Raw genomic sequence first — 20,556 nt, forward strand, 5'->3', positions numbered from 1 at the left:
TGTGGATTAACGGTTGCCCCGACGCCCATATGGGCGTAGGCCGCGTGACCAATCACGTACGTCCACTACGGAGTAGGATTGGAATGGCTCGCAAGAAGATCGCGCTGATCGGCGCCGGCAATATCGGCGGCACGCTGGCGCACCTCGCCGCGCTCAAGGGGCTGGGCGACATCGTCCTGTTCGACGTCGTCGAGGGTGTGCCCCAGGGCAAGGCGCTCGACCTGTCGCAGTGCGGCCCGGTCGAAGGCTTCGACGCGAACATCAAGGGTTCCAACGACTACGCCGATATCGCGGGCGCCGATGTCATCATCGTCACCGCCGGTGTCGCGCGCAAGCCCGGCATGAGCCGCGACGACCTGCTCGGCATCAACCTGAAGGTGATGAAGGCGGTCGGCGAGGGCATCCGCGACAACGCGCCCGACGCGTTCGTGATCTGCATCACCAACCCGCTCGACGCGATGGTCTGGGCGCTGCGTGAATTCTCGGGTCTGCCCGCGAACAAGGTCGTCGGCATGGCCGGCGTGCTCGACTCGGCGCGTTTCAGCCACTTCCTCGCCGAGGAGTTCGGCGTGTCGGTGAAGGACGTGAACACCTTCGTGCTCGGCGGCCACGGCGACACCATGGTCCCGGTCCTCGAATATTCGACCGTCAGCGGCATCCCGGTTAGCGACCTGATCGAGATGGGCTTCTCGACAAAGGAAAAGGTCGACGAGATCGTCAAGCGCACCCGTGGCGGCGGCGGCGAGATCGTCGCGCTGCTCAAGACCGGTTCGGCTTATTATGCCCCCGCGACCAGCGGCATCGCGATGGCCGAGGCGTATCTGTACGACCAGAAGCGCATCCTGCCGGCCGCCGCCCACCTGTCGGGTGAATATGGCATCGACAACCTCTATGTCGGCGTGCCCGTCGTGATCGGCGCCGGCGGTGTCGAGAAGGTCGTCGAGGTCAAGCTGTCGGACGAGGCAAAGGCCAACCTCCAGGTCTCGGTCGACGCGGTCAAGGAACTGCTCGTCGCCTGTAAGGGCATCGACGAGTCGCTGGCGTAAGTCACTCGATTGTGCCCCGGCGGAGGCCGGGGCCCAGTTGGGAAGGCGTTTGAGATGGAGCGACCGGGCTATGTCTATATCATGGCCAGCGATCGTAACGGGACGCTCTATCTCGGCGTGACCAGCAACCTCGCCCAGCGCGTGCTTCAGCATCGCGAAGGAGCGGTCGCCGGGTTCACGCGAAAACATCGCTGTCATCGCCTCGTCTGGTTCGAGGCGCATGAGAGCATCGAATCAGCACGGCAGCGCGAGCTGCGGATGAAAGAATGGAAGCGGGCCTGGAAGCTGCGGGAAATCGAAGGGCTCAATCCCGACTGGGATGATCTTTACGACCGGATCGCACTGCCATGATCGTTTCCCCAACTGGGCCCCGGCCTTCGCCGGGGAACAAGAGGAAGAGAAGTTAGATGAGCATCCTCGTCAACAAGAACACCAAGGTCATCACCCAGGGCATGACGGGTGAAACCGGCACGTTCCACACCCAGCAGGCGCTGGCGTACGGCACGCAGATGGTCGGCGGCGTGACGCCGGGCAAGGGCGGCACCGAGCATATCGGTCTGCCGGTCTTCAACACCGTCGCCGAAGCCAAGTCGAAGACGGGCGCCGACGCGTCGGTCATCTACGTGCCGCCGCCCTTCGCGGCCGACTCGATCCTGGAAGCGATCGACGCGGAGATTCCGTTGATCGTCGCGATTACGGAAGGGATTCCCGTTCTCGATATGGTGAAGGTGAAGCGCGCCCTGTCGGGTTCCAAGTCGCGCCTGATCGGTCCGAACTGCCCGGGCGTGCTGACGCCGGGTGAGTGCAAGATCGGCATCATGCCGGGTTCGATCTTCAAGAAGGGCTCGGTCGGCGTCGTGTCGCGTTCGGGCACGCTGACCTATGAAGCGGTGTTCCAGACCTCGAACGCTGGCCTGGGTCAGACGACCGCGGTCGGCATCGGCGGCGACCCCGTCAACGGCACCAACTTCATCGACGTGCTCGAGCTGTTCCTGGCCGACGACGAGACCCAGTCGATCATCATGATCGGCGAGATCGGCGGCTCGGCGGAAGAAGAAGCCGCGCAGTTCCTGCGTGACGAAGCCAAGCGCGGCCGTTCGAAGCCGATGGCGGGCTTCATCGCGGGCCGCACCGCGCCTCCGGGTCGTCGCATGGGCCATGCCGGTGCGATCGTGTCGGGCGGCCAGGGCGGCGCCGAGGACAAGATCGCGGCGATGGAAGCGGCCGGGATCAAGGTTGCGGCTTCGCCGTCGGAGCTCGGCTCGACGCTGCTGTCGGTGCTGAACAAGTAAGGCGTATCGCGTCACCCCGGCACACCCGCCGGGGTCCGTGGCGGCAGGCGGGCCGCTCGCGGCTGCGGACCCCAGGCGGATGTGCCGGGGTGGCGATCATGAAGAAGACGGGCGGTCGAGGAAGCGTCTCATGGGCTACGAAGGCCAGGAATTCAGCGACATCGCGGCGGGCGTCAGCCCCGCCTTCATCGAAACGCTCTACGCCAAGTATCAGGCCGACCAGTCGTCGGTCGATGCGGGCTGGCGGACCTTCTTCGAGGGTCTGGAGCAGGGCGTGGGCGCCCCCAGCTGGCAGAACAAGCGCTGGCCGCTGACCTCGACCGACGATCTGACGGCGGGTCTCGACCCGACCCAGATGGAACCGGCTCCCAAGCCTGCCAAGGGTGGCAAGCCCGCCCCGGCGGCCGCTGCGGCCGCAGCCCCCTCGACCGCCGACATCGTCAAGGCGGCGGGCGACGCGATCCGCGCGCAGATGCTGATCCGCACTTACCGGGTGCGCGGCCATCTTGCTGCCAATCTCGATCCGCTCGGCCTGTCGGGCCTGCGTGAGCTGCCCGAAGACCTGAAGACCGAATATCACGGCTTCACCGACGCCGATCTCGACCGCAAGGTGTATCTGGGCGGCACGATGGGCTTCGAATGGGCGACCGTTCGTGAGCTGGTCGACACGCTGCGCAAGAATTACTGCGGCAATGTCGGCCTTGAGTACATGCACATTGCGGACGTGGAGGAGCGCCGCTTCCTCCAGGACCGGATGGAAGGCCAGAACAAGGCGATCGAGTTCACCGTCGATGGCAAGAAGGCCATTCTGAACAAGGTCATCGAGGCCGAGCAGTGGGAAAAGTTCCTCGGCAAGAAGTATGTCGGCACCAAGCGCTTCGGCCTGGACGGCGGCGAGTCGATGATCCCCGCGCTCGAATCGGTCATCAAATATGGCGGCCAGATGGGCGTGCGCGAGATCGTGTTCGGCATGGCGCATCGCGGCCGTCTGAACGTGCTGGCGAACGTGATGGCCAAGCCGTTGCGCGTGATCTTCCACGAATTCGCCGGTGGTTCGGCCAACCCCGATGACATCGGCGGTTCGGGCGACGTGAAGTATCACCTCGGCACCTCGACCGACCGCGAGTTCGACGGCCACAAGGTCCATATGTCGCTGGTCGCGAACCCCTCGCACCTCGAGGCGGTGAACCCGGTCGTGCTGGGCAAGACCCGCGCGATCCAGACGATCGCGGGCGATCTGGAGGACCACTCGGCCTCGGTGCCGGTGCTGATCCATGGCGACGCCGCCTTTGCGGGCCAGGGCATCGTCTGGGAGTGCCTCGGCTTCTCGGGCATCCGTGGCTACAACACGGGCGGCTGCGTCCACTTCATCATCAACAACCAGGTGGGCTTCACCACCTCGCCGCAGTTCGCGCGCTCCTCGCCCTATCCGTCGGATGTGGCCAAGGGCGTCCAGGCGCCGGTCTTCCACGTCAATGGCGACGATCCCGAGGCGGTGACCTTCGCCACCAAGATGGCGATCGAGTTCCGCCAGACGTTCCACCGCGACATCGTGATCGACATGTGGTGCTATCGCCGCTTCGGTCATAACGAGGGCGACGAGCCGGGCTTCACCCAGCCGCTGATGTACAACAAGATCCGCTCGCATCCCGGCGTGGCCGAGACCTACGCGAAGCGCCTCGTCGCCGAGGGCGTGGTCGATCAGGCCTGGGTTGACGAGAATATCAAGCAGTACACCACCCGCTGCGAAGGCGAGTTTGAGGCGGGCCAGAGCTACAAGCCCAACAAGGCCGACTGGTTCGCCGGTCGTTGGTCGGGGCTGTCGGCACCCAAGGAAAGTGATCAGGGTCGCCGCAACGTGGAGACCGGCCTCGACAAGAAGCTGTTCGACGCGATCGGCCGTACGCTGACCACGATCCCCGAAGGCTTGCAGGTCCACAAGACGCTGAACCGCGTGCTCGATGCCAAGCGCCAGATGTTCACGACCGGCGAGAATTTCGACTGGGCGACCGGCGAGGCGCTGGCCTTCGGTTCGCTGCTGTCGGAAGGCTATGGCGTCCGCCTGTCGGGCCAAGATTCGGGTCGCGGCACCTTCTCGCAGCGTCACGCCGTCTGGGTCGACCAGACCGACGAGCATAAGTATGTGCCGCTCAAGACCGTCGAGCATGGCAGCTTCGAGGTGCTGGACAGCCCATTGTCCGAGTACGGCGTGCTGGGCTTCGAATATGGCTATGCACTGGCCGATCCGAAGACTTTGGTCATGTGGGAGGCGCAGTTCGGCGACTTCGTCAACGGCGCGCAGATCATGATCGACCAGTTCATCACGTCGGGCGAGTCCAAGTGGCTGCGCGCCAACGGCCTCGTGATGCTGCTGCCGCATGGTTATGAAGGGCAGGGGCCGGAGCATAGCTCGGCACGGCCTGAGCGCTTCCTCCAGTCCTGCGCCAACGACAATATCCAGGTTGCGAACTGCACCACCCCGGCCAACTATTTTCACCTGTTGCGCCGTCAGATGCACCGTAACTTCCGCAAGCCCCTGATCGTCATGACGCCCAAGTCGTTGCTGCGTCACAAGCTCGCGGTGTCGAAGGCCGAGGACTTCCAGGGCGACAGCCACTTCCGCCGCCTGTTGTCGGACACCAACGGTGCCGCCGACGAGGCGACGACGCGGCTGGTCCTGTGCACCGGCAAGGTCGCTTACGACCTGATCGAGGCACGCGATGCGGCGGGCGACACGGGCACGCAGATCGTGCGCGTCGAACAGCTCTATCCGTTCCCGAGCGATGCGCTCGCCAAGCGGATCGTGCGCATGCCGAACCTGCAGGACGTGGTCTGGGCGCAGGAAGAGCCGAAGAACAACGGTTACTGGTTCTTCGTCGAACCGCTGATCGAGGAAGCGCTGGCCGAGGCCGGTGCGAGCGTGAAGCGGGCGCGCTATGCGGGTCGCGCGGCGGCGGCTTCGCCCGCCACCGGCCTGATGAAGCGCCACACCGCCGAGCAGGGCGCGCTGGTCGCCGATGCGCTGGGCCACAACGTCCGCGACGAAATCCGCCGGACGCGCGCCGAGGGCAGCAACACGACCGCCAAGCCGACGACGCAGGCGGCGGACTGATCTTTACCGAGTTCCCCGGTTCGTGACCGAGCCGGGGAGGGATGAAATCTGGCGCGGGCGTTTTGCCCGCCCGCGTAAGAGCCCCGGTCGATGGACCGGGCGGAGGAAATGGAAATGGCGACTGAAGTTCTGGTCCCGGTATTGGGTGAATCGATCTCCGAGGCGACTCTGGGCGAATGGCTGAAGCAGCCGGGTGACGCGGTGGCCGTCGACGAGCCGATCGCGAGCTTGGAAACCGACAAGGTCTCGGTCGAAGTGCCCTCGCCGGTGGCTGGTGTCATGGGTGAACATGCCGTGAAGGTCGGTGACACGGTGCAGGTCGGCGCGCTGCTCGCGACCGTCGACGCTGGTGGCTCGGCCCCGGCCAAGACCGAAGCGGCGGCCCCGGCCGTGACCGCAGCGCCGGCGGCGGCTCCCGCCCCGGCTGCGGCCCCTGCTGCCGCTGATGAGTCGAGCGACTCGCCCGCAGCGCTGTCGCCGTCGGTGCGTCGTGCGGTGCTTGAGCATGGCCTCGACCCCGCGACGATCAAGGGCACCGGCAAGGACGGTCGCATCACCAAGGAAGACGTCGCCGCCGCCGCCGCGAACAAGTCGAGCGCCCCGGCCCCGGCCGCTGCTCCTGCCGCTGCGGCTCCGGCCGGTTCGGCCCGCAAGGAAGAGCGCGTAAAAATGACGCGCCTGCGTCAGACGATCGCCAAGCGCCTGAAGGAAGCGCAGAACACCGCCGCGATGCTGACGACGTTCAACGACGTCGACATGACCGCGGTGATCGAGGCGCGCGCCAAGTATAAGGACCTGTTCGAGAAGAAGCACGGCGTCCGCCTGGGCTTCATGGGCTTCTTCGTGAAAGCCGCGACGATGGCGCTGAAGGACATTCCGTCGGTCAACGCCTCGATCGAGGGCGATGAGATCGTCTATCACGACTATGCCGACATCTCGGTCGCCGTCTCGGCCCCGAACGGCCTGGTCGTGCCGGTCATCCGCGACGCGCAGGACCTGACGGTCGCGGGCATCGAAAAGACGATCGGCGACTTCGGCAAGCGCGCCAAGGACGGCACGCTGAAGATGGAAGAGATGAAGGGCGGCACCTTCACCATCTCCAACGGCGGCGTCTTCGGCTCGCTGATGTCGACCCCGATCATCAACCCGCCCCAGTCGGCGGTGCTGGGCCTCCACCGCATCGAGGAGCGCCCGGTCGTCGTCGACGGCCAGATCGTGATCCGTCCGATGATGTACCTGGCGCTGTCCTATGACCACCGCATCATCGACGGCCGCGAGGCAGTGACCTTCCTCGTCGCGCTGAAGAACGCGATCCAAGACCCGACCCGCATCCTGATCGACCTCTGATCGGTTTGTGACCTATACGGACCCTTGCACCGGCGAGGGTCCGTTATTGCTGTATGAAGGCGGGTGCGCCCGCAGGCTGGACCCCGAACGCCGGGGAACGGGAGAGACAAATGGCTGAGTATGACTATGACGTCCTGGTGATCGGCGCTGGCCCCGGCGGCTATGTCGCGGCGATCCGCGCGGCGCAGCTGGGCCTGAAGACCGCGTGCGCCGAGTCGCGCGAGACGCTGGGCGGCACCTGCCTCAATGTCGGTTGCATCCCGTCCAAGGCGCTGCTCCACGCCTCCGAGCTGTTCGAGGAAGCATCGCACGGTGCCCTCGCCAAGTTCGGCGTCGAGATCGAGGGGGCCAAGCTCAACCTCGACCAGATGCACGCCGAAAAGACCAAGGCGGTCGGCGAGCTGACCGGCGGCATCGAGTATCTCTTCAAGAAGAACAAGGTCACCTGGCTGAAGGGCAAGGCCGCGTTCCAGGATTCGAGCACGGTCAAGGTCGGTGACCAGACCGTCACCGCGCGTGACATCGTGATCGCGACCGGCTCGGTCGTCACCCCGCTGCCGGGTGTGGAGATCGACCAGAAGGTCGTGGTCGACTCGACCGGCGCGTTGGCGCTGCCCAAGGTGCCGGAGCATCTGGTCGTCATCGGCGGCGGCGTGATCGGCCTGGAGCTGGGCTCGGTCTGGCGGCGTCTGGGCGCGAAGGTCACGGTGGTCGAATATCTCGACCAGATCCTGCCCGGCTTCGACGGAGAGGTCCGCAAGGAATCGGCCAAGCTGTTCAAGAAGCAGGGCATGGAGCTGAAGACCTCGACCAAGGTGACCGGCGTCACCGTCGAGGGCGACCGCGCGACCGTGTCGGTCGAACCGGCGGCGGGCGGTGCGGCGGAAACGCTGTCGGCCGACGCCGTGCTGGTCGCGATCGGCCGCAAGCCCAACACCGACGGGCTGAACCTGGAAGCCGCCGGCGTGAAGCTGAACGGCCGTGGCCAGGTCGAGATCGACCATGACTTCGCGACCAATGTCGACGGCGTCTGGGCGATCGGCGACGTGGCGCCGGGCCTGATGCTCGCGCACAAGGCCGAGGACGAAGGCGTCGCGGTGGCCGAGAACATCGCAGGTCAAACCGGCATCGTGAACCACGACGTCATCCCCAGCGTCGTCTACACCATGCCCGAGATCGCCGGTGTCGGTTTGTCGGAAGAGGCCGCCAAGGAACGCGGCGAGGTCAAGGTCGGCAAGTTCCCCTTCATGGCGAACAGCCGCGCCAAGACCAACCGCGACACCGACGGCTTCGTGAAGGTCATCGCCGACGCCAAGACCGACCGTGTGCTGGGCGTGTGGATCATCTCCTCGCTCGCCGGCACGATGATCGCGCAGGCCGCCCAGGCGATGGAGTTCGGCGCGACGTCGGAAGACATCGCCTATACCTGCCACGCGCACCCGACCCATGCCGAGGCGCTCAAGGAAGCCGCCATGGCGGTGCAGGGCAAGCCGATCCACATCTGATCTGTTCCCGGCGAGAAACGAAGGGGGGCGGGCATCGCGAGGTGCTCGCCCCTTTTGTTATGAGCAAAAATCCTCCCCGGTACGGGGAGGGGGTGTGGGGGCGTTCCGGAAGGTATGTCCTGCGAGGAAGCCCCCCTCCGTCAGGGCTGCGCCCTGCCACCTCCCCGTGCCGGGGAGGATCAGGGCTCCAGGATCATCCGCACCGATGGCACGTCGCCACCGACGGCGACGCAGGGGCGCATGACGCGGCCGGTTTCGACAAAGCCCAGCTTGGCCAGCACCCGGCCCGAGGCCGGATTTTCCTCGAAATAGCCCGAAGTCAGTCTGGCAAGACCAAGATGCTCCAACCCGAAATCGACGACGGCCCGCGCCGCCTCGGTCGCGATCCCTTGCCCCCAATGCGCCGGGGCCAGCCAATAGCCCAGCTCGGCCGTTCCCTCCTCCGGCGTGAGCCCGACCGCGCCGATCAGCCGGTCCTCGTCCCCCAGCGTGATCGCCCATACCCATTCGGCAGGCACGACCCGTTCCAGAAAGAAGCGGGCGTCGTCCGGGCCGCAAGGGTGCGGTACGCGGGCCAGACGGCGCGCGACCTCCCAATCGCCGACGATGGACACGATCGCCGCGACATCGTGCTCGGCGGGGCGTCGCAGCGCCAGGCGCGGGGTAGCGAGGTCGGGACGGGTATCAAGAGTGCGGATCATGATCTTGCCTATCGAGCGCTCAAGCCATCGCACCGGCATCGGGCACAAAAAAGGCGGCCAACGCTGTCGCGCCGCCGCCCTTTTCGTATCGGACCCGGCGCTTACGCCTCGCTGCGGTCGCCGTAATTGGCCAGTTCGTCGCCCATGATGCGGGTGACGTGCAGCACGTTGGTCGACCCCGGCGTGCGGAAGGGGACGCCGGCCATCAGCACGACTTGGTTGCCCGCCTCGGCGATGCCGTGGCGCAGCGCCATGCGCTTGGACTTGGCAACCATCTCCTCGAAGGACTCGACGTCGCGGGTGTGGACCGCGTGACAGCCCCAGAGCAGGCCCAGGCGCCGCGCCGTCTCCAGCTGCGGCGTCAGGACCAGGATCGGCACCGAGGGACGCTCGCGCGCGACGCGGCGTGCGGTCGAGCCGCTGGTGGTGAAGCAGATGATCGCCTTGGACGACACGGTGCGCGAGATGCCGGCGGCGGCCTCTGCCAGCGCGTCGGCGGTGGTCGGGTCGGGGGTCATCGCGGTGAAGTGGACGCGCTCGCCGTGACCGGGGTCGTTCTCCACCGATACGCCGATCGCGTTCATCATCGCGACCGACTCGACCGGCCAGGACCCCGCCGCCGACTCGGCCGACAGCATGATCGCGTCGGCGCCGTCATAGATGGCGGTCGCCACGTCCGACACCTCGGCGCGGGTGGGCGAGGGGCTCTGGATCATCGACTCGAGCATCTGGGTGGCGACGACGACTGGGCGGCCCATGCGGCGCGACACCTCGACGATGCGCTTCTGGAGCGGCGGCACCGCCTGCGGCGGCAGCTCGACGCCCAGGTCGCCGCGCGCGACCATCACGCCGTCGCACTGTTCGACGATTTCCTCCAGCCGGTCGATCGCCTGCGGCTTCTCGATCTTGGCGAGGAGTGCCGCGCGCCCCTTGATCAGGCCGCGCGCTTCCATCAGGTCCTCAGGCCGCTGCACGAAGGACAGCGCGATCCAGTCGACGCCCTGCTCGACCGCGAAGTTCAGGTCGGACCGGTCCTTCTCGGTCAGCGCGGCCATGGGCAGCACGACGTCGGGGACGTTCAACCCCTTGTTGTTCGACAGCGCGCCGCCGACCTCGACCAGCGTGGTGATCTTTTCCGCATCATGGAAGGCGACGCGCAGGACGAGCTTGCCGTCGTCAAGCAGCAGGCGCGCGCCTGGCTCGATCGCGGCGAAGATCTCCTTGTGCGGCAACTCGACCCGGGTCGCGTCGCCCGGCGTCGGATCGCGGTCGAGGATGAAGGTACTGCCGGTTTCCAGCATGACCTTGCCATCGGCGAACTTTCCGACGCGCAGCTTGGGGCCCTGAAGGTCGGCCAGGATGGTGGTCGGGCGACCGAACCGCTCCTCCAGCGCGCGAATCGCCTGGATCAGCGGGATTTTCGATTGCTGGTCGCCATGGCTCATATTGATGCGGAACGCATCCGCCCCCGCCTGGAACAGGGTGGCGATCGTCTCGGGATCGCTGCTGGCCGGGCCGAGCGTGGCGAGAACGCGGACTTTGCGCGAACGCGGGGGGAGGGCCTTGGTCATCATCACATCCTGCTGCTTTGCGGCCTGTTTCCTAAAGCCTAATGCGTTACGATCAACCTAGGAGCGACGAATATGAGCGATAGCGTAGATGCGTTGAATGCAATCGATGATCAGGCGGCGGCGGCAGCGTTCCGGCGGCTGGTGATGCACCTGCGCCACCGGACGGATGCGCAGAATGTCGACCTGATGGGGCTGGCGGGGTTTTGCCGCAACTGCCTCTCCGACTGGGTGGGCGAGGCGGCGGGCGTCGACAAGGCGACCGCGCGCGAAGCGATCTATGGCATGCCGTACGATCAGTGGAAGGCCGAGCATCAGGCCGAAGCCAGCCCTGAGCAGCTGGCACGCATGGCCGAAAGCGTGAAGAAGAACCGTTAACACCTGCTTGAGCCCGGCCTCGGAACCGCCTAGACCGCCCCCGATCCCGACATCCGCGCCGGACCGACCTTGCCCATGGGTGGGCACGTGCGTCGTGGCGGCGGATTCCTGGGAGCGGACCGGATTTCAAGAAGGTTGTAAGACAATGGCGGACGAGAATTTCGACAGCAGCGGCAATGTGACGGCCGACGAGCTGCGCCTGCTGATCGAGCGGGCCGAGCGGCTGGAAGAAGAGAAGAAGGGCATTTCGGACGACATCAAGGATGTCTTCGCCGAAGCCAAGGCGCGCGGGTACGACCCCAAGGCGATCAAGAAGATCATGCAGATCCGCAAGAAGAAGCGCGAAGAATATCAGGAAGAGGAAGCCATCCTCGAAGTGTATATGAAGGCGCTGGGCATGATCTGATCCCGGTTTCGGGTTTCGGAAATGCGAAGGGCGGCAGGGCTGGTGGCTCCGTCGCCCTTTTTGTTTGTGGCGGATGGCGGGGCGTGGCCTTCGACTTCGCTCAGGCTGAACGGGGGTGGTGCTTGATGGCAGCGTATAGAGGAACGGCTGTGTACGATTGCAGCCTTTACGCAGGTCTGCCAGCTTACAGCCATGGTTCTCACAATCCTTCTGGCCGGCTTGGCTGTCCAAAACTGTGATCTGACGGCAATTAAGGGCGGTCGTGCGGTCCATGAGGCGCTCAGCCGCCGTGCGGTAGGCATCATGGCCGCTGCGGCAACATCCGGGTCTGCATCAGATAATGTATTGAACGCGTTGATCGATAAGGACGCGGTTCTTACCGTTATTGTCGGAGACGTGGGTTTACCAGGCAAGGGTGCGGCTGGTGCCCGGTCGCTTGCCAAGCGGATGAATGCCGACGAGTATCGCTTTCTCGGTTGGGATTACATGGACATCCCGGATGACGCATGTCGAAGCCAACAGGTGACGGTCGATTTCATTGCAAATCGCGAGAAGCGGATTACGCGGATAAATTTCACATTCGAGAACGGCCACCTGATGGGAGCGGAAGGTTGGCAGCACTCGTTCGCCAAGGGTCCATTCCCGTAATGTAGCAGATATGAGGGGGTAATGGCCTCTCTCTCGCATAAGCCCAACCTCCGTTCAGCCTGAGCGAAGTCGAAGGCCAAGCGAAACCCTCACCCCATCTCCGCCGCCTGGGTCGTCCACCCCAGCCGCGGAATCGTGATCGACCGCTTCCCCGTCAGGTCGGTGCGGCAGACGAACAGGTCGCGGCTCTCGATATAGGCGATCAGCCGCTTCACCCGGCCGAGCGAACTGGTCCCGTACGTCTCGGCGATCTTGGTATCCGGTGGGCAAGGCAGCCCCTCGCGCGCGGCCCGCGCGACCAGCAGGAACGCGCCCAGCATGTCGTCGGGCAGCATCGCGGCCAGCGCCAGCGCCTCCTGCCAATCGGGATCGTTGACGTCGAAAATCCCCGCCCGCGCGCAGGACAGACGCCGGGCAAAGCCGTTCAGGTCGAGCGGCGGCCGGGCCAGCCCCGCCATGCGGCAGCGCACCTGGAAATCCTGGAACAGGACCGAGGCGGGGCGGAAGGTCGATTCGGGGTCCTCGACGATCGCGCGCAGCACCTGTTCGTAGATCGCCTCGACCTCGCCCTCATCCATTTCTGGCGGGGGCGGTGCGGCGGTGGTGGGCAGCGGCGGGCGGCCGAGATCGGCCATCAACTCCTCGGCGGGCACCCGGCGCGGCCGCGAGTCGAAGGTCATCGGCAGGGTCGGCGCTTCCTCGACAGGCGCGAAGAGCAGTTCCTGCAAGTCTGGCGGCGGCGCATCGGGCAGGGGGGTCAGCTTGGGGCTGCCCGAACGCGCCGAGGTCTCGACCGCGCCGATCTTCACCGTGATCGGCCGGCGCGACACCGCCGGCCCCAGCGCCAGGAAGGTGCCGCGCGCCAGATCGCGGATCGAGTCGGCCTGCCGCCGTTCCATGCCGAGCAGATCGGCCGCGCGCGCCATGTCGATGTCGAGGAAGGTGCGGCCCATCAGGAAGTTGGACGCCTCCGCCGCGACATTCTTAGCCAGCTTGGCGAGTCGCTGGGTCGCGATCACGCCCGCCAGCCCGCGCTTGCGGCCGCGACACATCAGGTTGGTCATCGCGGACAGCGAGGCGCGGCGGACCTCCTCGGTCACTTCGCCCCCCGTCGTGGGGGCGAAGAGCTGCGCCTCATCGACCACCACGAGTGCGGGATACCAATGCTCACGCGGGGCATCGAACAGCGCGTTCAGGAAGGTCGCGGCGCACCGCATCTGTCCCTCGATCTCCAGCCCCTCCAGGCTAAGCACCACCGAGGCGCGGTGCTCGCGAATCCGGCTGGCGAAACGCCCGACCTCACGCTCGGCATAGTCGCCCGCCTCGATCACGACATGGCCGTATGCCTTGGACAGGGTGACGAAATCGCCTTCGGGGTCGATGACCACCTGTTGCACCTGGCCCGCGGACTTTTCCAGCAGGCGGCGCAGCAGATGCGACTTTCCCGACCCCGAATTGCCCTGCACCAGCAGGCGGGTCGCCAGCAGTTCCTCAAGATCGATCGGCACCGACGAGCCACGCTCATCGGTTCCCATATCCACGCGTACCGTCATGACTCTGGCGTTTGGCCGATCAACGCCCCAGGGGGCAAGGCATTTGATTCTCCGGAAGGCGGCGGCCGGGGGTGAACGATCGACGGGTTGGCAAAGCCCCTCGCGCAGTCGTACAGAGCGCGATCATCTTAAGAGGCACCGATGGCAGGCCACAGCAAATTCAAGAACATCATGCACCGCAAGGGCGCGCAGGATAAGAAGCGCTCGGCGGCATTTTCCAAGCTCTCCCGCGAAATTACCGTCGCGGCGAAGATGGGCACGCCCGATCCGGACATGAACCCGCGTCTGCGCGCCGCCGTCAACGCGGCCAAGGCGGCCTCGATGCCCAAGGACAATATCGCGCGCGCGATCGACAAGGCCTCGCGCGGCGACGGGGAGAATTACGAGGAAATCCGCTATGAGGGCTTCGGCCCCGGCGGCGTCAGCCTTATCATCGAGGCGCTGACCGACAATCGCAACCGCACCGCGACCAACGTGCGCACCGCGGTGTCGAAGAATGGCGGCAACCTGGGCACCGCCGGCTCGGTCAGCCATGGCTTCGACCGGATGGGCCTGATCAACTATCCCGCCAGCGCCGGTGACGCGGAAAAGGTGTTCGAGGCGGCGTTGGAAGCGGGCGCGGAAGACGTGACCTCCACCGAGGACGGCCATGAAATCTGGACCGCACAGGCCGACCTCCACGAAGTCGCCAAGGCGCTGGAGCCGGTGCTGGGCGAGGCGGAAGGCGCCAAGCTGGCCTGGCGTCCGCAGACCATGGTCGCGGTCGACGAAGCGGCGGCGGCGACTTTGTTCAAGCTGATCGACACGCTGGATGATGACGACGACGTCCAGACCGTCTGGGGCAATTACGAAGTCTCCGACGAGGTGATGGAAAAGCTGGGCTGATCCCCAATCCTCCCCAAGCTCGGCTTGGGGAGGGGGACCGCCGGGCAAAGCCCGGTGGTGGAGGGGCGGGGCACGATCACCGTTGCGCGCCAAGCCCGGTCGGCGCTATCCTTACTGTCATCGATGATCCCGATGAGCACGTTGTTGCCGCCGGCCCGCGATCTCTGAGTATATCAACGTCTTGACCCCACCCCCCGCCATCATCCTTGGCCTCGACCCCGGTCTCGGCACCACCGGCTGGGGGGTGATCGCGGCGGAGGGCAATCGCCTGCGCCATGTCGCCAACGGCCAGATCAAGACCGAGCCGTCAATGCCGCTGCCGCGCCGCCTCGCGAACCTGCACGCCGCGCTCTATGACGTGATCCGCCAGCAGCAGCCCGACGGCGCGGCCGTGGAGGAAGTGCTGGGCAACAGCAATGCGCAGTCGACACTGAAGCTGGGCCAGGCGCGCGGCGTCGTCCTGCTCTCGGCGGCGCAGGCCGGGCTGATCGTCGGCGAATATCATCCCAGCATCGTCAAGAAGGCGACCGTCGGCACCGGCGGCGCGGACAAGAAGCAGGTGCAGGCGATGGTCGGGCATCTGTTGCCCGGGGTGAAGCTGACGGGTCCGGATGCGGCGGACGCGCTGGCGGTGGCGATCACGCATGCGCATCATCTGGCGAGTGCGCGAGCGATGGCGCGTAGGGTGGGGTGATAGTTGAGGCGTCTCGCTCGTGGCAAGGCCCTCCCCCATCCCCTCCCGCTTGCGGGAGGGGCGTGCCAGGCTTCCCTAGCAGGAACACCTCGGAGTGGCGCTTGCGGATAGCTCAGTAACGCACCCCTCCCGCAAGCGGGAGGGGATGGGGGAGGGCTGGCCACAAGCGACAACCCCAACGATAACCCCCGTGACGTCCACCCCCTTTTGTTCTAACCCATCCCGATGATCGCGCATCTCAAGGGACGTTTGGACTCCACCGGCATCGACCATGCGGTGATCGATGTCGGCGGCGTGGGCTATCTAGTCGGCGCGTCGGCACGGACGCTGTCGTCGATCGGGCCGGTGGGCGAGGCGGCGATGCTGCATACCGAGATGCTGGTGTCCGAGGATTCCATCCGTCTCGTCGGTTTCGCCAGCGCGGACGAGCGCGACTGGTTCCGGTTGTTGACCGGCGTGCAGGGTGTCGGCTCGCGGGTGGCGCTGGCCATCCTGTCGGCGCTGGAGCCCGCCGACCTGATGCGCGCGATCGCCAGCGGCGACAAGGCGATGGTCGCGCGCGCCAATGGCGTCGGTCCCAAGCTCGCCCAGCGCATCGTGATGGAGCTGAAGGACAAGGTCGGCGGCATTGTGCTGGCCCCCGGATCGGGTGGCGTCGCGACACCGGTCGGTGCGGGCGCGGATGCGGTGTCGGCGCTGCTCAACCTGGGCTTCCGCCCGGCCGAGGCGAGTGCGGCGGTCGCGGCGGCGGAAGAGGAATTGGGGGCGGCGGCGTCGCTCGATGCGCTGGTGCGGTTGGCGCTCAGGAAGGCGGCGAAGTAAGGGGCGTGGGCTTCGACTTCGCTCAGCCTGAACGGGGTTTTGGGGAATCTACAACAGCCGTTCAGGCTGAGCGAAGTCGAAGCCCAAGGGAATCTCTCACCCCAGCAACCCCGGCGGAACCTGCCCGCCAAAATGCGCCTCCAAATTCGCGACCACCATCGCCGCCATCGCCGCACGGCCCTCCCGCGTCGCGCTGCCCTGATGCGGCGCCAGCACGACATGGTTCATCCGTCGCAGCGCATAGGGCACGTCGGGCTCCTCAGCGAACACGTCCAGCCCGGCCCCCGCGATACGGTGTGACTCCAGCGCGGCGATCAGCGCCTCCTCGTCCACGAGGCTCCCGCGCGCGATATTGACCAGCACCCCCTCCGGCCCCAGCCGGTCGAGCACCGTCGCATCGACGACATTGCGGGTCTCCGCCCCGCCGGGTGCCGCGACGAACAGCACGTCGCTCTCCGCCGCCAGCGTCGCCAGATCGGGTACGAACGTCCACGCCACCGGCTTTTCCGAACGCGCGGTGTAGCGGATGTCGCCGCCAAAGCCCTCCGCCCGCCGCGCGATCGCCTGGCCGATCTTGCCCAGCCCGAAAATGCCGATCCGCCGCCCGCTCGCGCGTCGGCCCAGCGGCACCGTCCAGTTGCCCATCCGCATCGCCCGGTCGTTGGCGGCGACCCGCCGCTCGACCGCCAGCCACAGCGCGATGGCCTGATCGGCGACATCCTCGGTCAGCACGTCCGGGGTGATCGCGATCCGGATGCCGCGCGCGGCGACCGCGTCATGGTCGATCCCGTCATGGCCGACGCCGTGCACCGCGATGATCTCCAACTCGGGCAGGCGATCGAGCAGGGCGGCATCCACCGTCATCATGCCCCCGCCGACGATCGCGCGGGTGCTGCCGGGCGGGGTGTCGCGGTGGAGCGTGAACCGCTCGGCCAAAGCGATTTCGAGCGCGGGCGGAATCGGGCTGGCCAGGAAAAGATCATTTGCCATGTCAGCATCCTAGCGCGATTTGCGGCCCGAGTCCGCCACCCGGATCAAGCCTAAGGGCCGTACGGCTGTCCATGCCGGTCGACGCCTGCTATGTTCGTGCAATGTTCGCGACGATGCTCGACAGCCATGCCGCCCAGCCGCTAGGAGCGCAGGCGTGACCGACCAAGACCGCCTGTTATCCGCCAGCCGCCGTCCCGAGGATGTCGACGCGGCGCTCCGCCCCAAGAATCTGGACGAGTTCGTCGGCCAGCATGCGGCGCGCGACAATCTGCGCGTGTTCATCCAGGCGGCCAAGAGTCGTGGCGACGCGCTCGACCATGTCCTGTTCTTCGGACCCCCCGGCCTGGGCAAGACGACACTGGCGCAGATCATCGCGCGCGAGATGGGCGTGGGCTTTCGCGCGACCTCCGGCCCGGTCATCGCCAAGTCGGGTGATCTGGCCGCGCTGCTGACCAATCTCGAGGACGGCGACGTCCTGTTCATCGACGAAATCCACCGCCTGCAACCGGCGGTCGAGGAGGTCCTGTACCCGGCGATGGAGGACCGCGTCCTCGACCTGATGATCGGCGAAGGACCTTCGGCGCGGAGCGTGCGGATCGACTTGCCGCGCTTCACGCTGGTGGGGGCGACGACCCGGCAGGGGCTGCTGACCACCCCCTTGCGCGACCGGTTCGGGATTCCGGTGCGGCTGCAATTCTACACGGTCGAGGAACTGACTCGCGTCGTCACCCGCGCCGCGCGCCTGCTCGACCTGCCGATCGCCGAGGACGGCGCGGTCGAGGTGGCGCGGCGCTCACGCGGCACGCCGCGTATCGCCGGGCGGCTGCTGCGCCGGGTGCGCGATTTCGCGACGGTGGCGGGGCACGAGATCGTCCACGCCGCCGCCGCCGACCAGGCGCTCAACCGGCTGGAGGTCGACGCGCTGGGGCTCGACGCGATGGACCGGCGCTATCTGACGATGATCGCCGATGTCTATCGCGGCGGCCCGGTCGGGGTGGAGACGCTCGCCGCCGGCCTGTCCGAGCCGCGCGATACGATCGAAGAGGTGATCGAGCCTTTCCTGATCCAGCTCGGCCTACTGGCGCGCACGGCGCGGGGGCGGATCTTGAATCCGGGCGGGTGGAAGCATCTGGGGCTGAACCCGCCGATCGGGTCGCAGGACGGGTTGTTCGACGTCTGAGGGGCGTGGCCTTCGACTTCGCTCAGGCTGAACGGCGTTTGGGGGTGGGCAGTATCCCTACCACCGTTCAGCCTGAGCGAAGTCGAAGGCCAAGGGAAAACCCTCAGAGCGTCGCCAGCACCACCGCCAGCCCGCTCATTCGGTCTTTTCCTCGCGATACTTCATTTCCAGATAGCGGCCACGCGTCGACAGGCTGTCGAGATCGGCTTGCGCCAGCCGCTGGGTCATGTCGCCAATCTCCTGTTCGATCAGCTTCAGGCCATCGACCAGCTGCGCATCGGGCGTCCGCCCGTTGCGCTCGACACGGCGCAGCGGTTCGGGCACGCGTTCGTAATCGCGCAGGAAGGCGGGGAGCTGCTCGCCGATCAGGCGGCGGACCTCCATCGCCTCGACCGTGTCGTTGTCGACGGCGGCGAGCTGCGGCGACAGCGTTTCCAACCGCTGGCCGATCCGGTCGACCAGCGTGACGGCGGGGGCGGGCAGGCGCGGGCGCTGCGCCTCCAGCCAGCGTTCGGTCTGGCCGGGCAGCGCCTTGATGTCGACCTGCGCCAGCTTGGCGGGGCTGGGCGCGCGCGGGGCGGGGGCGAGCGCGATCATCAGCGTCACCGCCAGCATCAACAGCATCGCCGCCAGCGCGCCGAAGATGCCGATGCCGCCGGGCAGGATCAGTCCCGTCACCATCGCCGCGATCAGGATGGCGGCATTGGCGATGGCGATCAGGATCACCCGGCGCATCACCGAGCGCGCCTGGCGCCGGACGCGCTTGACCGCTCCTTGCGCGGACCCATGATAATCCTGCGAGATGCGCGCCATCACTTCGCGCGCACGCTCGATCTGGGCATCGACCTCGTTCGAGCGGGGGGTGGTCACCGGCTTACAATGCCTCCAGCTTGAACGACGAGGCGGCCGACCCGCCGGTCAGTTGCGGGTTCTGCGCGCCTTCGGCCCGGGCGATATAGCCCTTCGACTTCTCGACCTCCTGGCCCAGCGTGTTGACCGTGGTTTTCATCGAATCGAGCGCCTTCAGCTTGAAGCTGTCGATCGCATCCATCGTGTCATAGATATTCTGGAAGGCGCGTTGCAGCGTCTCCAGCGGGATGGTCGAGGCCGCCGCCTGTTCGTGGATCTGCGCGGTCTGGCTGCGCAGCAGCTTGCCGGTCGAATCGATGATGTTGGCGGTGGTCGAGTTGAGCGCGGTGATCTGGTCGAGCACCAGCTTCTGGTTGGCCAGCGCCTGTGCCACGGTGACGGCGGTCCGCAGCGCCGAGACGGTGGTGGTCGAGGCGCGGTCGACGCCCTTCACCAGCTCGACATTGTTCTTCTTGACCAGATCGAGCGCCAGATAGCCCTGCACCGTGACCGCCATCTGGGTCAGCAGGTCCTGGGTCCGCTGGCGGGTGTAGAACAGCGCGGTCTCGCGGATCGCCTTGGCCTTGGCGGGATCGGTATGATCCAGCTCGTTCGCCGTATCCTCCAGCTTGGCGTCCATCGTCTTGGACAGATGGATCATCTGCTCCAGCCGACCCATCGCCGACCACAGGTTCGCGCGCTCGGTATCGATCGCGGCATTGTCCATCAGCAGTTCCTCGCGGCCCGAGGACAGGCTCTTGAGGATCGCGGCGATATGCGTCTGCGACGAGCGATAGCCGTCGAAATAGTCGCGCATCTTGTTGCCGAAGGGCAGGATGCCGAGCAGCTTGCGCGGGGCGGACAGATTGCCCTGGCGACCGGGATCGAGGCTTTCGACGACGCGGCGAAGCTCGGTCAGATCCTTGCCGACGCCGGTCTCGCCGTCCATCGCCTTGACGGGCCTGTCGAGGAAGCGGTTGGACTGGCTGGCGGCCTCGCGAATTTCCTTTTGCCCCATCGCCGTGATCGCATCGACGCGGCGGCCGAATTCGGGGCTGTTCACGTCCTGCGCGATCAGTTCGGCGACGAAGCCGTCGACCTTCTGCTCCAGCTGGCTGCGTGTCTTGTCGTCCACGGGCACCAGCCCGGCGGCCTGGGCGGGCGCCACCGTCGGCACGGGATCGGGCGGCGTCAGCGTCAGCCCTTTATCCGCGGTTACGGTGTCGGCGGTCGTGGCCATGCGTTCAGTCTCCAAATGCCTTGCCGCTAGTGTGGAGGGGATGGGCGCGGGGTTCAAGTGTATTACTGGAATAATACGTGGGGATGGGAAGGCATGCTGCCATTATCCTGAACCCCCGTTCAGCCTGAGCGAAGTCGAAGGCCACGGGATTCCCTATCCTCCATCTGCTTATCGGCCCCCATCTGTACGTGGCCGTCGACTTCGCTCAGGCTGAACGGAGGGCGGGGTTGGGGATAGGTGGGAGGGCGTTGCCCCCAAATGAAAAGAGGCTGCCGGGACGTCATCGCGACGGCCCCGGCAACCCCTAAACATGGTCAGCGGCCGGAGAGCTCCAGCCCGG

19 protein-coding genes are annotated in these 20,556 nt (G+C 66.4%); 13 read left to right on the plus strand and 6 right to left on the minus strand.

Features of this window, described 5'->3' with window-relative positions; all coding sequences use genetic code 11:
- Window positions 1-83: 83 nt before the first annotated feature.
- The 6 genes from mdh (at window position 84) to lpdA (ending at window position 8,302) form a co-directional block, all read left to right on the plus strand.
- Complete coding sequence (gene mdh / locus ACQHGV_RS01845; RefSeq protein ID WP_426254734.1) at window positions 84-1,046, plus strand: malate dehydrogenase; 963 nt, start codon at window positions 84-86, stop codon at window positions 1,044-1,046.
- Between the two features lie 54 nt (window positions 1,047-1,100).
- Entirely contained in the window at window positions 1,101-1,397 is a 297-nt protein-coding gene (locus ACQHGV_RS01850) for a GIY-YIG nuclease family protein (RefSeq protein WP_440979221.1), read from the plus strand.
- Between the two features lie 56 nt (window positions 1,398-1,453).
- Complete coding sequence (gene sucD / locus ACQHGV_RS01855) at window positions 1,454-2,338, plus strand: succinate--CoA ligase subunit alpha (RefSeq protein WP_042484035.1); 885 nt, start codon at window positions 1,454-1,456, stop codon at window positions 2,336-2,338.
- A 130-nt stretch (window positions 2,339-2,468) separates the two neighbouring features.
- Complete coding sequence (locus ACQHGV_RS01860) at window positions 2,469-5,450, plus strand: 2-oxoglutarate dehydrogenase E1 component (RefSeq protein ID WP_440979222.1); 2,982 nt, start codon at window positions 2,469-2,471, stop codon at window positions 5,448-5,450.
- A gap of 114 nt (window positions 5,451-5,564) precedes the next feature.
- Window positions 5,565-6,797 carry a 2-oxoglutarate dehydrogenase complex dihydrolipoyllysine-residue succinyltransferase gene (gene odhB, locus ACQHGV_RS01865; RefSeq protein ID WP_440979223.1) on the plus strand — a complete coding sequence of 411 codons (1,233 nt, stop codon included), beginning with the start codon at window positions 5,565-5,567 and terminating at the stop codon, window positions 6,795-6,797.
- A 110-nt stretch (window positions 6,798-6,907) separates the two neighbouring features.
- Complete coding sequence (gene lpdA, locus ACQHGV_RS01870; protein ID WP_440979224.1) at window positions 6,908-8,302, plus strand: dihydrolipoyl dehydrogenase; 1,395 nt, start codon at window positions 6,908-6,910, stop codon at window positions 8,300-8,302.
- Window positions 8,303-8,481: 179 nt separating this feature from the next.
- Here the strand turns inward: lpdA and ACQHGV_RS01875 are convergent, their stop codons facing one another.
- On the minus strand, window positions 8,482-9,003 hold the full coding sequence (locus ACQHGV_RS01875) for a GNAT family N-acetyltransferase (RefSeq protein WP_440979225.1): 522 nt from the start codon (window positions 9,001-9,003) through the stop codon (window positions 8,482-8,484).
- Between the two features lie 101 nt (window positions 9,004-9,104).
- The gene (gene pyk, locus ACQHGV_RS01880) at window positions 9,105-10,574 is read right to left on the minus strand and encodes a pyruvate kinase (RefSeq protein ID WP_440980108.1); all 1,470 of its coding nucleotides are present in this window, start codon (window positions 10,572-10,574) and stop codon (window positions 9,105-9,107) included.
- A gap of 72 nt (window positions 10,575-10,646) precedes the next feature.
- On the opposite strand from pyk, the gene ACQHGV_RS01885 reads away from it, so the two are divergent.
- The 3 genes from ACQHGV_RS01885 (at window position 10,647) to ACQHGV_RS01895 (ending at window position 12,003) form a co-directional block, all read left to right on the plus strand.
- A complete protein-coding gene (locus tag ACQHGV_RS01885) occupies window positions 10,647-10,949 on the plus strand; it encodes a DUF1244 domain-containing protein (protein WP_440979226.1) in 303 nt (100 codons plus the stop codon).
- 145 nt (window positions 10,950-11,094) lie between these two features.
- A complete protein-coding gene (locus tag ACQHGV_RS01890; protein ID WP_058746354.1) occupies window positions 11,095-11,355 on the plus strand; it encodes a DUF2312 domain-containing protein in 261 nt (86 codons plus the stop codon).
- 192 nt (window positions 11,356-11,547) lie between these two features.
- A complete protein-coding gene (locus tag ACQHGV_RS01895) occupies window positions 11,548-12,003 on the plus strand; it encodes a hypothetical protein (RefSeq protein WP_440979227.1) in 456 nt (151 codons plus the stop codon).
- A gap of 89 nt (window positions 12,004-12,092) precedes the next feature.
- Here the strand turns inward: ACQHGV_RS01895 and ACQHGV_RS01900 are convergent, their stop codons facing one another.
- Entirely contained in the window at window positions 12,093-13,556 is a 1,464-nt protein-coding gene (locus ACQHGV_RS01900) for an ATP-binding protein (RefSeq protein ID WP_183952424.1), read from the minus strand.
- A gap of 141 nt (window positions 13,557-13,697) precedes the next feature.
- On the opposite strand from ACQHGV_RS01900, the gene ACQHGV_RS01905 reads away from it, so the two are divergent.
- The 3 genes from ACQHGV_RS01905 (at window position 13,698) to ruvA (ending at window position 15,957) form a co-directional block, all read left to right on the plus strand.
- Window positions 13,698-14,441, plus strand: coding sequence for a YebC/PmpR family DNA-binding transcriptional regulator (locus tag ACQHGV_RS01905; RefSeq protein WP_307100692.1), 744 nt, complete (start codon window positions 13,698-13,700; stop codon window positions 14,439-14,441).
- Between the two features lie 181 nt (window positions 14,442-14,622).
- Entirely contained in the window at window positions 14,623-15,135 is a 513-nt protein-coding gene (gene ruvC, locus ACQHGV_RS01910) for a crossover junction endodeoxyribonuclease RuvC (protein WP_183952422.1), read from the plus strand.
- Between the two features lie 225 nt (window positions 15,136-15,360).
- Entirely contained in the window at window positions 15,361-15,957 is a 597-nt protein-coding gene (gene ruvA / locus ACQHGV_RS01915; RefSeq protein WP_440979228.1) for a Holliday junction branch migration protein RuvA, read from the plus strand.
- 96 nt (window positions 15,958-16,053) lie between these two features.
- On the opposite strand, the gene ACQHGV_RS01920 is transcribed toward ruvA, so the two are convergent.
- Window positions 16,054-16,947, minus strand: a complete 894-nt coding sequence (locus ACQHGV_RS01920) for a 2-hydroxyacid dehydrogenase (protein ID WP_440979229.1) — start codon at window positions 16,945-16,947, stop codon at window positions 16,054-16,056.
- 154 nt (window positions 16,948-17,101) lie between these two features.
- Here ACQHGV_RS01920 and ruvB point away from each other — a divergent pair, with 154 nt between their 5' ends.
- Window positions 17,102-18,127, plus strand: a complete 1,026-nt coding sequence (gene ruvB, locus ACQHGV_RS01925; RefSeq protein WP_183952419.1) for a Holliday junction branch migration DNA helicase RuvB — start codon at window positions 17,102-17,104, stop codon at window positions 18,125-18,127.
- A gap of 135 nt (window positions 18,128-18,262) precedes the next feature.
- Here the strand turns inward: ruvB and ACQHGV_RS01930 are convergent, their stop codons facing one another.
- The gene (locus ACQHGV_RS01930; protein ID WP_440979230.1) at window positions 18,263-18,997 is read right to left on the minus strand and encodes a hypothetical protein; all 735 of its coding nucleotides are present in this window, start codon (window positions 18,995-18,997) and stop codon (window positions 18,263-18,265) included.
- Between the two features lie 4 nt (window positions 18,998-19,001).
- Window positions 19,002-20,216 carry a toxic anion resistance protein gene (locus ACQHGV_RS01935; RefSeq protein ID WP_183952418.1) on the minus strand — a complete coding sequence of 405 codons (1,215 nt, stop codon included), beginning with the start codon at window positions 20,214-20,216 and terminating at the stop codon, window positions 19,002-19,004.
- Window positions 20,217-20,556: the final 340 nt, after the last annotated feature.

It is taken from the genome of Sphingomonas pseudosanguinis (assembly GCF_052056765.1).
In the GTDB taxonomy this organism is placed as follows: domain Bacteria; phylum Pseudomonadota; class Alphaproteobacteria; order Sphingomonadales; family Sphingomonadaceae; genus Sphingomonas; species Sphingomonas pseudosanguinis.